The sequence below is a fragment of the Streptomyces sp. NPDC032472 genome (assembly GCF_040636955.1).
Lineage (GTDB): Bacteria > Actinomycetota > Actinomycetes > Streptomycetales > Streptomycetaceae > Streptomyces.
The window spans coordinates 86,878-100,635 of the sequence record NZ_JBEZVK010000007.1; the positions used below are offsets into that span (position 1 = coordinate 86,878).

General features: G+C 75.7%; 12 protein-coding genes. 7 read left to right on the top strand and 5 right to left on the bottom strand.

Going from position 1 to position 13,758, the window contains the following annotated elements:
* Window positions 1-5: 5 nt before the first annotated feature.
* The 3 genes from AB0F11_RS06495 to AB0F11_RS06505 all read left to right on the top strand — a co-directional run bounded on the left by AB0F11_RS06495 (window position 6) and on the right by AB0F11_RS06505 (window position 3,342).
* Complete coding sequence (locus tag AB0F11_RS06495; RefSeq protein WP_362169068.1) at window positions 6-1,376, top strand: alkaline phosphatase PhoX; 1,371 nt, start codon at window positions 6-8, stop codon at window positions 1,374-1,376.
* 146 nt (window positions 1,377-1,522) lie between these two features.
* Complete coding sequence (locus tag AB0F11_RS06500) at window positions 1,523-2,344, top strand: PPK2 family polyphosphate kinase (protein ID WP_362169207.1); 822 nt, start codon at window positions 1,523-1,525, stop codon at window positions 2,342-2,344.
* A gap of 80 nt (window positions 2,345-2,424) precedes the next feature.
* A complete protein-coding gene (locus AB0F11_RS06505) occupies window positions 2,425-3,342 on the top strand; it encodes a polysaccharide deacetylase family protein (protein ID WP_362169070.1) in 918 nt (305 codons plus the stop codon).
* A 150-nt stretch (window positions 3,343-3,492) separates the two neighbouring features.
* Here the strand turns inward: AB0F11_RS06505 and AB0F11_RS06510 are convergent, their stop codons facing one another.
* From AB0F11_RS06510 to AB0F11_RS06520, 3 genes are read right to left on the bottom strand one after another with little or no spacing between them, the layout of a single operon-like run.
* Window positions 3,493-4,146 carry an ABC transporter gene (locus AB0F11_RS06510; protein ID WP_362169071.1) on the bottom strand — a complete coding sequence of 218 codons (654 nt, stop codon included), beginning with the start codon at window positions 4,144-4,146 and terminating at the stop codon, window positions 3,493-3,495.
* Entirely contained in the window at window positions 4,143-4,973 is an 831-nt protein-coding gene (locus tag AB0F11_RS06515) for an ATP-binding cassette domain-containing protein (protein ID WP_362169209.1), read from the bottom strand. The genes AB0F11_RS06510 and AB0F11_RS06515 overlap by 4 nt, the downstream gene beginning before the upstream one ends.
* Window positions 4,970-5,644 (bottom strand): AIM24 family protein, encoded by a 675-nt coding sequence (locus AB0F11_RS06520; RefSeq protein ID WP_362169073.1) that lies wholly within the window; start codon window positions 5,642-5,644, stop codon window positions 4,970-4,972. Before AB0F11_RS06520 ends, AB0F11_RS06515 begins: the two co-directional genes overlap by 4 nt.
* A 71-nt stretch (window positions 5,645-5,715) precedes the next feature.
* Here AB0F11_RS06520 and AB0F11_RS06525 point away from each other — a divergent pair, with 71 nt between their 5' ends.
* From AB0F11_RS06525 to AB0F11_RS06540, 4 genes are all read left to right on the top strand, one after another.
* Window positions 5,716-6,465 (top strand): aminoacyl-tRNA hydrolase, encoded by a 750-nt coding sequence (locus AB0F11_RS06525; protein WP_362169075.1) that lies wholly within the window; start codon window positions 5,716-5,718, stop codon window positions 6,463-6,465.
* Window positions 6,466-6,622: 157 nt separating this feature from the next.
* The gene (locus AB0F11_RS06530) at window positions 6,623-7,930 is read left to right on the top strand and encodes a DUF692 domain-containing protein (protein ID WP_362169211.1); all 1,308 of its coding nucleotides are present in this window, start codon (window positions 6,623-6,625) and stop codon (window positions 7,928-7,930) included.
* Window positions 7,927-9,000: a TIGR04222 domain-containing membrane protein gene (locus AB0F11_RS06535; RefSeq protein WP_362169077.1), complete on the top strand. Its 1,074-nt coding sequence runs from the start codon at window positions 7,927-7,929 to the stop codon at window positions 8,998-9,000. The genes AB0F11_RS06530 and AB0F11_RS06535 overlap by 4 nt, the downstream gene beginning before the upstream one ends.
* Window positions 9,001-9,671: 671 nt before the next feature.
* Window positions 9,672-11,381, top strand: a complete 1,710-nt coding sequence (locus tag AB0F11_RS06540; protein WP_362169079.1) for an alpha/beta hydrolase — start codon at window positions 9,672-9,674, stop codon at window positions 11,379-11,381.
* 117 nt (window positions 11,382-11,498) lie between these two features.
* Here AB0F11_RS06540 and hemQ read toward each other — a convergent pair whose 3' ends face one another.
* A complete protein-coding gene (hemQ, locus tag AB0F11_RS06545) occupies window positions 11,499-12,212 on the bottom strand; it encodes a hydrogen peroxide-dependent heme synthase (RefSeq protein ID WP_361919843.1) in 714 nt (237 codons plus the stop codon).
* A 23-nt stretch (window positions 12,213-12,235) separates the two neighbouring features.
* Window positions 12,236-13,672 (bottom strand): protoporphyrinogen oxidase, encoded by a 1,437-nt coding sequence (gene hemG, locus AB0F11_RS06550; protein WP_362169082.1) that lies wholly within the window; start codon window positions 13,670-13,672, stop codon window positions 12,236-12,238.
* Between the last annotated feature and the right edge of the window lie 86 nt (window positions 13,673-13,758).

Below are 13,758 nucleotides of genomic sequence, written 5' to 3' on the forward strand. Positions count from 1 at the left end.
CGCGCATGTCCGTACCACGCCGCAGTGTGCTCGCCGCCGCCTGCATCGGGTTCAGCGGCGCCCTCGGGGTCCTGTTCGCCGGCGGCCGGGCCGCCCCCGCCGGGCGCGGACCCGGATACGGACCGCTGGTCCCCGACCCCCGCGGGCTGCTCGACCTGCCGGCCGGGTTCGGCTACACCGTGCTGTCCCGCGCAGGGGACCCGCTCCGCTCCGGCGAGGGGACCGTGCCCGCCAACTGCGACGGCATGGCCGCCTTTCCCGCCGATCCGGCCAGCGCCGCCGATCCCGCCGCCGGAGGCGTCCGGCTCGTGCGCAACCACGAGAACCGGGCCACCGCCGCCCTCCGCGTCCCGCCCGTCGCGGGCCTGACCTACGACCCCGCCGCCCTCGGCGGCTGCACCCTCCTCGAGCTCGCCCCCGACGGCCGCGTCACCGCCGAGCGCGTCGCCCTCGCCGGCACCGCGGTCAACTGCGCGGGCGGCCGCACCCCTTGGAACACCTGGCTGAGCTGCGAGGAGACCGAGGACCTGGCCGGCACCTCCGGCTACACCCGCGACCACGGCTACGTCTTCGAGGTCGACCCCGCCGACCCGCACCGCTCGGGCGCGGTCCCGCTCACCGCGATGGGCCGCTTCGCGCACGAGGCCGTCGCCGTGGACCCGTACACCGGGATCGTCTACGAGACCGAGGACGCCTTCATCCGCCCCTTCGGCCTGTTCTACCGCTTCCTGCCGGCCCGCCCGCTCGGCGGCCCCGGTTCGCTGCGGGCCGGCGGCGCGCTCCAGGCCCTGCGGGTGCCCGGGGTGCCGGACCTGTCGGTGGTGGACGAGCCCGGCGCCGAGTTCCCGGCCGAGTGGGTCCCCGTACCGGACCCGGCCGCGGCCGGCACCCCGATCCGGTTCCAGGACTTCGGCCCCGGCGGCATCACCCACGCCCAGAAGCTGGAGGGCTGCTACTGGGGCGACGGCGGCGTCCACTTCGTCTCCAGCTTCGCCCGCAGCGGCGAGGGGGCCGCCGCCGACCACCACGGCCAGGTGTGGTTCCACGACCCGCGCCGCTCCGTGGTCCGCCTCGACGTGCTCTTCGGCCCGGCCACGGACGTCGCGCTGCCCGGCGACTGCCCCGACAACATCTGCCTGGCCCCGGACGGCGGGCTGATGGTGTGCGAGGACGGCGGCGGCGCCCAGTACGTCTTCGGCGTGACCCGGGCCGGCGAGGTGTACCCGGTGGCCCGCAACGCCGAGGACATCGGCCGGCCCGGGGCCCCGGAGTGGGGCGAGTTCGCCGGGGTGACCTTCTCCCCCGACGGCCGCACCATGTACGTCAACGCCTACACGCCCGGCACCACCTTCGCCGTGACGGGCCCCTGGCGCTGACCGCCGCAACGCCGCCTGACGCCTGACGCCTCGCGGGCCCGCCCGATGTGGTGGACCATCGGAGGGTGTCCTCCGGAGGCAAGGGCAACGGGACCGGGCGCGACACGTCCCGCGACGGGGCCCACGGCGCTGCCCGGCTGGGTCCGCTGCTGCGCGTACCCGCCGGACAGGGCGTCGACCTCGGCGCGCTCTCGCCGGCGGCGCTGCCCGCCGGCCCCGCCGACAAGGCCGCCGGCCAGGCGGCCACGGCCCGGCTGGCCGGGCCGCTCGCCGAGCTCCAGGAGCGGCTGTACGCGGCCAGCACCACCGGTGACCGCCGCCGGGTCCTGCTGGTGCTGCAGGGCATGGACACCAGCGGCAAGGGCGGCACCGTCAAGCACGTGATCGGCCTGCTCAACCCCTCGGGCTGCCGCATCACGGCCTTCAAGGCGCCCACCGCCGAGGAGCGCGGCCACCCGTTCCTCTGGCGGATCGCCAAGGCGCTCCCCCGCCCCGGCGAGATCGGCATCTTCGACCGCTCGCAGTACGAGGACGTGCTCATCGCCCGCGTCCGCGAGCTGGTGCCGCGCAGCCGGCTGGACCGCCGCTACGGGGAGATCAACCGCTTCGAGGAGTCCCTCGCCGAGGACGGCGTGACCGTACTGAAGGTCTTCCTCCACATCAGCCCCGAGGAGCAGCTCAGGCGGCTGCTGAAGCGGCTGGACACCCCGGAGAAGCGCTGGAAGTTCGACCCGGGCGACATCGAGGAACGGGCGCGGTGGTCCGCGTACCAGGAGGCGTACGCCCTGGCCCTGGAGCGCTGCTCCACCGCGGCCGCGCCGTGGTACGTCGTCCCCGCGGACCGCAAGTGGTACCGGAACTGGGCCGTCAGCACCCTGCTGCTGGAGCATCTGGAGGACATCGATCCGCGCTATCCGGAGCCCGGGTTCGACGTGGAGGCGTGCCGCGCGCGGCTGCTGGCGAGCTGAGGTGTACACGGGCGGGCGATTCTCCGGCCCGGCCCGCGCCGTGACCATATGCAAAGCAGATGTTCATATATTTTGCCTGCGTGACCCATTCCGTACGCAATGCGGTGGCCGCGGCCGCCCTCGGTGCCGTTCTGTGCACCGCCCTCACCGGATGCGGAGGCGGCACCGCCCCCTCCGGCAGCCAGGCCCGTCTGGGCACCCCCGCCGCGTCCGACGGGCCGTCCTCCGCCGCCTCGGCCGCCGCCCCGAGCTCCCCCGCCGCCTCGTCGCCGGCCGCCGGGGCCGGCGGCCCCGGCGCGGCCCCGATGCTGCCGCCCGGCCCGAACGGCCTGACCCCCGTCTTCGAACGGGCCAAGCAGCACACCGAGAAGACCGTCGCGCTGACCTTCGACGCCGACATGACCTCCGACCAGGGGCCGCGCGCGGCGGGCGGGGAGCACTTCGACAACCCCCAGCTGATCGCCACCCTGAAGACGCTCAAGGTGCCCTCGACCATCTTCATGACGGGGCGCTGGGCCGAGGAGTACCCCGACCAGGCGAAGGCCATCGGCACCGATCCGAACTTCGAGATCGCGAACCACTCGTACAGCCACCACGCCTTCAAGTCCCCCTGCTACGGGCTCCCCGCGCTGGACACCGCGGCCGCCCGGGCCGACGTCGACCGGGCCTTCGCCGCGTTCCGCACGGCGGGGGCGGTGAACACCGTCCCTTACTTCCGCTTCCCCGGCGGCTGCTACGACGACCAGGCCCTGCGGGCGCTGTCCACGGCCAAGGTCACGGCCGTCCAGTGGGACGTGGTCAGCGGGGACGCCTTCGCGAAGGATCCGGACGCGGTGGCCCAGCAGGTGCTGGCCGGGGTGAAGCCGGGGTCGGTGGTGGTCATGCACTGCACGCGCAGCGCGGCCCCCGTCACCGAGGAGGCCATCCGGAAGATCGTCCCGGAACTCCGCAAACGAGGCTACCGCTTCGTCAAGGTCTCCGACCTCATCGGCAAGTAGCCCGACCCCGCCTTTCGCAGCGGGGCGGGAAATGCCGGACCCGGCTTCGAACGTTCCGGCTTGCTTTAGCAGCAGCGCGTGGCCATTTCAGGCCCGCCGGCGATTGAGGCGCGGGGGCTGGGGCGGAGCCCCAGGGGGCGCGGCTCAACGTCAGCCCCGGCGGGCAGCGGCTCGGCAGGTCAGGGCGGCCGCGGCGGCCGCCAGGGCCAGGGCCCCCGCGGCGGACGCCAGGGGGAGGTCGGCCACGCCGGCGCGGGAGCCCGCGACGAGGGCGGTCACCGCGGTGCGGGCCGGGGAGACGCCGATGCCCAGGGCGGCGAGCGAGCCGATGCCGCCGGCCAGGACCGCGAAGCCGGCCGGGCGGACCAGCGGCCGGCTGCCCAGCGCGCCGACAGCCGCGCCGGTCAGAACGCACGCCAGCACCGCCAGGCCCCCCGCAGCTGCGGTCGCCCCGCCCGGTACGCCGCGGCGCGCGCCGATCAGCAGCACCGCGGCGACGGCCACCGCCCCGGCGAGCACGGCGGTGCCCACCGCGGTGAGCAGGGCCGCCGCGTGCACCCGTACGGGACCGGCCGCCGCGGCGGCGCAGTCCCGGGCGGCGTCGGGTTCGAGGGTGACGCAGACCCTGACCAGCCACGCCGCGACCGGGACCAGCCCGGCGGCCGCCCAGCCGAGGGAGTCGAGCACCGGCTCGCCGGGCCGGACCCCGACGGCCACGAAGGCCGCGTACAGCAGCACCGGGCCGAGCCAGCGCTGCGAGCGCAGCAACAGGGCGCCCTGGTAGCGGATCAGGGCGGCGGTCACGGCAGTTCCTCCACGGCTCGGATGTGCCAGGGCGGCTCGGCGGCGAGCAGTTCGCGCAGCACCGCGTCGGAGCGGGCCGCGGGCACGGTCAGCAACAGGCCCCCGCCGGGCGCGGGGGAGGCCGCGAGCCCTGGCGGCAGCGCGGCGCCGGGCGGTCCGGCCGCCCGGATCCGGACCCGCGCCCCCGGCCCCGCGTCCCCGCCGGGCGGCACCGGCACCACCGCCACCAGCCCCGTCCCGTCCACCCGGTGGTGGGCGTCGGCCGCGCCCGCCAGCCGCGCCGGGTCGTGGTCGACGAAGACCACCGCGGCGCCGGCGGCGGTCCTCTCGGCGACGGCTCGGTCCAGCTCGGCGCGGGCGCCCGGATCGAGCCCGGTCCAGGCCTCGTCGAGGACGAGCAAGCCGGGCTCGGCGAGCAGCGCCTGGGCGACGGCCACCTTCTGGCTGCTGCCCTTGGACAGTTCGGCGAGCGGGGTCCGGGCGTGCGCCCCGGCGCCGAACCGCTCCAGCCAGTACCCCGCCCGGCGCGCGGCCTCGGCCCGCCCCAGCCCGTGCACCCGGCCCATGTGGGTCAGATAGGCGGCCGCGGTCAGCGGCAGCGCGGCCGGGAACCGCTCGGGGACGTACGCCGTGCGGCGCGGGCGGCCGGTGATGCGCCCCTCGGTCGGGGTGTCGATGCCGGCCACGAGCCGCAACAGGGTGGACTTGCCGCCGCCGTTGCGGCCCTCGATGCGCACGAGGGTGCCCGGCGCCAGCTCCAGGCCGATGCCGCGCAGCACCCAGGGGCGCCGCACGCCGTAGCGGCGGCCGATTCCGGTGAGCTTCAGTGGTGCGCCACCGCTTCGGTGACCTCGCTGGGGCGGACGATGACGAAGCCCTCGCCGCGCAGCATCAGCTGGACGGCCTCGCCGGAGCCGCCGCGCAGCATCGAGCCGACGGACTGGGAGCGGTGCAGGCCCGTCTCGAGCCGGGTGCTCCAGCCGACGACGGCGTCGGTGTCCACGTACACCGGGGACTGCGCCGTGACCGGGATGATGATCGGGTTGCCGTCGCAGACGATGGCGAGCTTCCCGGTACCGGTGAAGACGCTGTTGAAGAGGCCGCCGCCGGTCATGCCGGCGCCCTTCACCATCTTGATCTCGTAGGCGAGGGTGGGGTCGAAGCACAGGACGTTGCGGCCGTTGATCGACAGGGAGTCGCCGGGCTCGAAGTCGACGATGAAGCAGTTGCCGGCCTGGTGGGCGAACCAGGCCTCGCCCTGGCCGCGTACGGACATCAGCGCCAGGCCCTCGCCGGTGACGGCGCGCTTGAGCATGCCGCCTATGCCCTGGCCCTTGCGCTCGAACTGGAGGTTGCCGCGGAAGGCGACCATCGAGCCCTGCCGGGCGAGCATCTCGCCGTTGACGGTGTACTTCACCGACTTGGCGTTCTGCAGGGTCATGCCGGGTGCGGCGGCGGACTGGGCCAGGTGCTCGGAGGCAAAGAGGTCGCTCTTCATGCGCCAGATCCTCACCCGGCGGGCACCCCCGCGGCATCATCCTGAAGGCGGAGCCTGGCATCCTTGGCGGGATGAGCAGCCAGGACATCCATCCCCCCGCAGAGGTACCGGCCGTCGGGGCCGACAGCCCGTTCCGGCCGGGGCGCATCGCCCGCGACGAGGCCCCGCAGTTCGTGCTGCCCCTGGTCGTACGGATCGAGAAGGCCGGACCGCCGGCGCGCACGGACGCGCTGCAGACGGCTGCCCGTGCGGTGCTGGTGCTGCTGAGCGACGATCGGGCGCACGGCGAGGGCGAATGGGCCGCGGCCGTGCGCGACTGGCAGGACGCCCGGATCCGGAAGGTCGTGCGGCGGGCGCGCGGCGCGGAGTGGCGCAAGGCCCAGACCCTGCCGGGCATCACGGTGCACGGTGATGTCTCGGAGGTACGGGTCTACCCGCCGGTCCCGCTGGACGGCTGGCCCAAGGAGCTCGCCAAGCTCCAGGTGTCGGGGACCGACCTGGACGACCCTGAGCCGGCCGGCCCGCCCACGCCGGGCGTCCCGGTGCTGTGGCTCAACCCGGAGCTGGAGATGTCCGCCGGCAAGGCGATGGCCCAGGCCGGGCACGCGGCGCAGCTCGCCTGGTGGGAGCTGACCGGCCCGGAGCGCACCGCCTGGCGGGACTGCGGGTTCCGGCTGGAGGTACGGACGGCCCCGCGCGAGGGGTGGCCGGAACTGAGCGGCAGCGGGCTGCCGGTGGTGCGGGACGCCGGTTTCACGGAGATCGCCCCCGGCTCGGCGACGGTGGTCGCGGACCACCCGGCGCTGCGGGCGCGGCTCTGAGGCCGGACCCGGCTCCGGGCGGGGAATCCGCGGAACCTCAAATGTTGCTCTGAACGTCCCCTACCGGTGGTTGGCCCGGCTGCGTCGGGGTCATGACACCGGCACGCGGACCGGTACACACGGGACCGCTGAGAGGGGGCAAGGGGACATGAAGCCCATGGCACACCTGGGGGTGGGCATCGGCTGGCGGCCGGAGATCGCCGACGCGGTGGAGCGTCTGCCCGGCCTGGACTGGGTCGAGGTGGTGGCCGAGAACATCTGCCCCGGCCACCTGCCGGAGCCGCTGCTGCGGCTGCGCGAGCGCGGTGTGCGGGTCGTGCCGCACGGGGTCTCCTTGGGCCTCGGCGGCGCCGAGCGGCCCGACCCGGAGAAGCTGGCCGCGCTCGCGGAGCGGGCGGTGGCGCTGGGCGCGCCGCTGGTCACCGAGCACATCGCGTTCGTACGGACGGCTTCGCCGGCGCTGGAGGCCGGCCACCTGCTGCCGGTGCAGCGGACGCGGGACGCGCTGGACGTGCTGTGCGAGAACGTGCGGATCGCGCAGGACGCGCTGCCGGTGCCGCTGGCGCTGGAGAACATCGCCGCGCTGATCTCCTGGCCCGGCGAGGAGCTGACGGAGGCGCAGTTCCTGACGGAGCTGGTGGAGCGGACCGGGGTCCGGCTGCTGATCGACGTGGCGAACCTGCACACGAACCGGGTCAACCGCGGGGAGGACCCCGCCGCCGTGCTGGACGCGATCCCGCTGGAGGCGCTCGCGTACGTGCACGTCGCGGGGGGCGTCGAGCGCAACGGGGTGTGGCACGACACCCACGCCCACCCGGTCCCGCCCGCGGTCCTGGAGCTCCTGGCGCAGCTCCGCAGCCGGGTGGCCCCGCCGGGCGTCCTGCTGGAACGCGACGACGACTTCCCGCCGGAGGAGGAACTGGCGGCGGAACTGGCCGCCATCCGCGCGACGGCTTCCCTGGCACCGGAGGCGGGCCCGGCCCCGACGGCGGTCACGGCTGCGGACGCGGCTGCGGACGCGGACGGCGGAGAGCCGGTCCGGCTCGAAGCGGCGCGGACGCGGGTCGGGTTGGAGCAGGCCGCGCTGTTGTCCGCGCTCGTGGCCGGGACGCCGGTGCCCGAGGGCTTCGACAGGCAGCGGGTACGGGTGCAGGCGCGGGCCCTGGCCGCCAAGCGGGCCTCGGTCGTCGCCAAGGTCGCGCCGGAGCTGCCGGGGATCCTGGGCGGCTCGGACGCCTTCCGCGAGGCCTTCCTCGCATACGCCCGGACCCGCCCCATGGCCGGCGGATACCGCCGCGACGCGCTGGACTTCGCCGAGCACCTGCTGGTCCGGGACCTGCCCGCCGACCCGGCCGCCCGGCGCCGGCTCACCGACTGGTGGCGGGACCGGGCCGGGGCCCGGCCGCCGCGCCGCGTCGTGCGCTGGGCCCGCGCCGCCCGCGCCCTGGTGGGGAGGGCGGCATGAACCTCCTCGCCCTCGGCGTCTGGCTCGCCGTCATCGCCTCCACCGTGGTGCTCTTCCGCGGCCTCCGCCGCGCCATGCCGCACGCCGGCCCGGCCCCGCAGCTGCTCGGCCTCTCGGAGGCCGCGTTCGTCACCGGCGGGCCCGGCGGGGTCGTGGACACCGCGCTCGTATCCCTCCTCGGGGACGGCCGGCTCGTCGTCGGCGGGCCCGGCATCGTCCAGGTGCGGCCCGGGGCGCAGGGCTCCGACCCGGCCGAACGGGCCGTGCTCCAGGCCCATGCGCAGGCTCCGTCCGGCTGGCTGTACCAGGTGCGGTACCTGGCCATGCTGGACCCGGCGATCCAGGAGACGGGGGACGCGCTGGTCGCCCGCGGACTGCTCGCCCGGCCCGGGTGGGGGCACCGCTGGCGGCGCCGGGCCGTGGCCCAGATCATCGTGTGCGCGGTCCTGCTGGTGCTGTCGCTGCCGCTCACCTTCGTGGCGCTGGCGCTGCAGCCGGACCCGGGAGTCCCCTTCATCGTCGAGGTGTTCCCGGTCCTGATCGGCGGCATAGTGTTGGGCGCCGCCGCGGCCAAGAGGGCCCGGCAGTGGGTCTCCCCGGCCGGGCAGCGGGCCCTTGCCGAGATGCGCACCCGGTACGCGGGGCTGAGCACCCCGCCGGTGCAGACCGCCCTGTTCGGGCTGCGGGGGCTGCGGGACCCGTACCTGCGGTCCCTGTTGGTCCCGGCCGCCCGCGGCACGCGTCTGGCGGCGGCCCAGCACGGCTCCCGCCCGCCGCGGACCTCCGGTTCCGTCGGCTCCTCCTCGCACTCCGGGGGGTCGCACACCTCGTGCGGCTCCGGTGCCGAGGTTGTGCCGGTGGTGTGGTGCGCGAGCAGCGATCCCGGCGGCTCCGGGTCGGGCTGCGGGTACTCGGTCAGCGGCTGCGCCTCCTCCGGCTCCGGCTGCGGGTCGTCCGGCAGCAGCTGCGGCGGCTCCAGCTCCAGCTGCTCCAGCAGTTCCAGCAGTTCCAGCTGCTCCAGCGGCTCAAGCTGCAGCTCATCCAGCTCCAGCTGCAGCAGCAGTTCCTGACACCCCCTCGCCGACGCTCGAGGCCCGGGGCCTAGGGGCGGAGCCCCAGGAAACGCGGCTCCGCCGGGCAACGGGCTCCGCCCGGACCCTCCCCCAGACTCCGCCCGGGGGGACCCCCACTCAAACGCCGGCGAGGCTGGATGTGCGGACCCGCCGTTTCACGTGCCGACGGGACACCACGGATCCGGCTCCGCCAACGCCGCGCCCCCTTTTCGAAGCGGGGGTGGGGGCATTTCAGCCTCGCCGGCGTTTGAGGCGCGGGGTCTGGGGCGGAGCCCCAGGTAACCCGGCTCCGCCGGGCAACGGGCTCCGCCCGGACCCTCCCCCAGACTCCGTCCGGGGGCCCCACTCAAACGCCGGCGAGGCTGGATGTGCCGGACCCGTTTCAGGTGTCGGCGGGACACCATGGATCCCGCTCCGCCAACGCGTTGCCCTTCGCACCCGAGGGCCGGCAATGGCGGCCTCCCCCCTTTCGAAGCGGGAGTGGGCACTTTCAGCCTCGCCGGCGTTTGAGGCGCGGGGTCTGGGGCGGAGCCCCAGGAAACCCGGCTCCGCGCCCCGGCCCCCTGCGGCATTCGGGGGATCGGGGGCGACACCCCGCGGGGGTTCTGTACAAGCGGCCCGCCCAGCGCATCTCATCGGATCGTCCGACGAGATGAAGGGCGGCCCGCATGCGAACCCGGATCCGGCTCGCCGCGGCGGGCCTCTGCCTGGTGGCAGCCTCCGCTGCGACACACACCCACCCCGCAGCGGCAGCGACAGCGACAGCGACAGCCGCCCCCCGGGCGGACACGGTGGCCGAGGAGGTCGGGGCCGCGGTGGTGGCGGCGCGGGCCGCGGCGGCCGCCGAAGGGGCGGGCGCGGGGCTGCGGTTCGGGGAGTGCCCGCTCGACGAGGGGCTGCCCACGGCCGCCCGGTGTGCAGCGTTGCGCGTCCCCCTCGACTACGCCCGCCCCGACGGCCCGCAGATCACCCTGGCCGTCAGCCGGATCCCCGCGAGCGGCGCGGGCGGCGCCGCCCGCCAGGGCGCGCTGGTCTTCAACCCGGGCGGCCCCGGCGCCTCCGGCCTGTACTTCCCCCTCCTCGCCGACCTCCCCGAATGGCAGCGCATCGCCGCCGCCTACGACCTGGTCGGCTACTCCCCCCGCGGCGTGGGCCGTTCCGCCCCGCTGTCCTGCGAGGATCCGGCGGCCCCGGCCGCCACCGGCCCCACGCAGGACCCGGCGGACCCCTCCGCCCCGTCCCCCGCGGACAAGCGGGCCCGCATCGCCGCCGCCCGGGCCTACGCCCGCGGCTGCGCGCAGCGGGCGGGGGCATCGCTGCCGTACTACACGACCCTCAACAACGTCCGCGACCTGCACGTGCTGCGCGCCGCGCTCGGCGAGCGGCGGCTGACCTTCGTGGGCGCCTCGTACGGCACGTACCTGGGGGCGGTGTACGCCACGCTCTACCCCGGCCACGTGCGCCGGATGGTCCTGGACTCGGCGGTCGATCCCGACCCGCGCCGCATCTGGTACCTCGACAACCTCGACCAGGCGGCCGGCTTCGAGCGCCGCTGGTACGACTTCCGCGCCTGGGCGGCCCGGCACCACTCGGTGTACCGGCTGGGGGCCACCCCGCAGGCGGTGCAGTCGAGCTACGAGCGGGTCCGGGAGGCGGTGGCGCGCACCCCGGCGGGCGGCGTCGTCGGCACCGGCGAGCTTCGCTCGGCGTTCCTGCAGGCCGCGTACTACGACGAGGTCTGGCCGGAGCGGGCGGCGGCGCTGGCCGGGTTCCTGGCCGGGGATCCGGGGCCGCTGGTCCGGCTGGCCCGCCCGGACCCGGAGTCGGCGGCGGCCCGGGAGAACGCCCGGGCGGTGTACACGGCGGTGCTCTGCAACGACGCGCCCTGGCCCGCCGCCTGGGCGGTCTGGGACCGCGACAACAGCGCGCGGGCGCGCCGGGCGCCGTTCGAGACCTGGGCGAACGCGTTCCTGAACCTGCCGTGTGCATACTGGCCGGTGCGCGACCGGCAGCAGCCGGTGGCGGTGGGCGCGCGGCCGCCGGCCGCGGGTGCGCAGCCGGCCGCGCTCCCGGGCACGCTCGTGCTCGCGGCGGAGCGGGACGGGGCGACCCCGTACCCGGGCGCGCTGGAGCTCCAGCGGCGGCTCGGCCGACAGGCTTCCCTGGTGACGGAGGCGGGGGCCGGCACCCACGGGGTGTTCGCCGGGCGGAACGCCTGTGTGGACCGCCATGTGGAGCGGTACCTGCTGACGGGCGCCACCCCGGGGTGGCGTGTCACATGTGCGCCGCATCCGGAGCCCGCACCGGTGTCGCTGGACGACCGGGCAGCGAGCGCCCCCGGGAAGGTACCCAGGGCCGTGCTGCCGCCGGCCGTCTGAACTTCCGGGCGGGATCTCCGGCTGCGTCGTTTCGGGGGCAGGGCCTCCCGATCCACCGGAGGTCACTCCTCTTCGAGGAGTGCAGTCGTCCTCCGGTCCGTCCCCCCAGGGGAGGTATCAGGCGAGCCCGGCCACCAGATCGGCGACGGACTTGCGGCGTCCGGTGAAGAACGGAACCTCTTCACGGACGTGCATACGGGCCTCGGAGGCGCGCAGGTGGCGCATGAGGTCGACGATGCGGTACAGCTCGTCCGCCTCGAAGGCCAGCAGCCACTCGTAGTCGCCCAGCGAGAAGGAGGCGACGGTGTTGGCGCGGACGTCCGGGAAGCCGCGGGCCATCTTGCCGTGGTCGGCGAGCATGCGGCGGCGGTCCTCGTCGGGCAGCAGGTACCAGTCGTAACTGCGCACGAAGGGGTACACGCTGACGTAGTCGCGGGCCACCTCGTCGGCGAGGAAGGCCGGGATGTGCGACTTGTTGAACTCGGCGGGGCGGTGCAGGGCCATGTTCGACCACACCGGCTCCAGCGCACGGCCCAGCTTGGTGCGGCGGAACAGGTTGTACGCGGTCTGCAGCTCGTCCGCGGTCTCCGCGTGCCACCAGATCATGACGTCCGCGTCGGCGCGCAGGCCGGAGACGTCGTAGGTCCCGCGGACGGTGATGTCCTTGGCGGCCAGCTGGTCGAACAGCTCCTGGACCTCGTCGGCGTAGCCGGCGCGGTCCTCGGGCAGCACGTCCTTCAGCTTGAAGACGGACCACAGGGTGTAGCGGATGACCTCGTTGAGGTCCTTCGCCTTCTTCCCCGCGTTGGGAATCTTCTCCGGTGCAGTCATGTGTCCATTGTCCCGTGTGCTGATCAGTGGTCGGTGCCAGGGGTGCCCAACGTGGCGATGACCACGTCGGCCGCCGTGCCGGCGCTCGCGATGCACGCCGGGATGCCGACGCCGTCGTAGAGCGCGCCGCACACCGCGAGGCCGGGCAGGGCGGCCACGGACGCGCGGATCCGGGCGACCCGGTCGAGGTGGCCGACCGGGTACTGGGGCAGGCCGCCGTCCCAGCGGGTGACGGTGGAGGCGACCGGGCGGGCGCCGAGGCCGACGGCCTCGCCGAGGTCGGCCAGGGACAGGCCGACGAGCTCGGCGTCCTCGCGCTTGAGGTCGTCCTCGTCGCCGTGGCGGCCGACGGAGGTGCGCAGCAGGAAGAGGTCGGGGTCGGCGCCGGCCCAGGACCACTTGCTGCTGGAGAAGGTGGAGGCCTTGATGCTGCGGCCGTCGACGGACGGGACGAGGAAGCCGCTGGCCCGGCCGTCGGCGATGGCGTCCGGCAGGTCGCAGCACCGGAAGGCCATGGTGACCAGGGCCATCGAGGCGTACTCCACCGACCGCAGCTCGGCGGCCGCGGCCGGGGCGAGGGGCTCCAGCAGCCGGGCGGCCGGTCCGGCCGGGGTGGCGAGGACCACGGCGTCGGCCTCGACGGCCCCCGCGGCGGTGACGGCCCGCCAGCCGCCTTCGGGGGTGCGCAGGAGCTCGCGGACGGCGGCCCCGGTGCGGATCTCGCCCCCCGCGGCCCGGACGGCCCCGGCGACGGCCTGCGGCAGCCGGCCGATGCCGCCCTCGATGCCGGCGAAGACGGGCCCGGTCTGCTGCGGCTGCGCGGCCGCCCGGCGCTGCAGCTCCCGTACGGCCTCGCCCAACGTGGGGTGCGTACGGGCGGCCTCGAAGAGCTGCGGTACGGCGGCGCGCATGGAGATGCCGTACGCGCGGCCGGCGTAGACCCCGCCGAGCAGCGGCTCGACGAGCCGGTCGACGACCTCATGGCCGAAGCGGGCGGCGACGTACTCGCCGACGGCGACGTCCTCGCCGATCTCGGCGGGCGGCAGGTCCCGCTCGGCCTCGATCCGGGCCAGGCCCTCGGCGGAGAGCACGCCCGACGCGGCCAGCGGCGCGAGGTCGCCGGGCACGCCCATCACGTGGCCGCGGGGCATGGGGCGCAGCGCGCCGCGGGTCCAGATGTGGGCGGCGGTGGTGGCGGGGGGCTGCAGCGCCTCGCCGAGGCCGACGGCTCGGGCGAGCGCCAGCGCCTCGGGGCGGCGGGCGAGCATGGATTCGGCGCCGAGGTCGACGGGGGCGCCGGCGAGCTCGCCGGCGTACAACTTGCCGCCGAGGCGGGTGTCGGCCTCCAGGAGGGTGACGCGGAGGCCGGCGCCGAGCAGTCGGTGGGCTGCGGCCAGGCCTGCGATGCCGCCGCCGATGACGACGGCGTGGCCGCCCGTACGCGTGTCCGCTCCATGCATGGACACATCGTCTCAGACCGCTCACCGCCCGAGCGGAGGGGGCGGCGGGCCGCGGTGCGGGTCCCGCTGCGCGGCACATCCAGCCC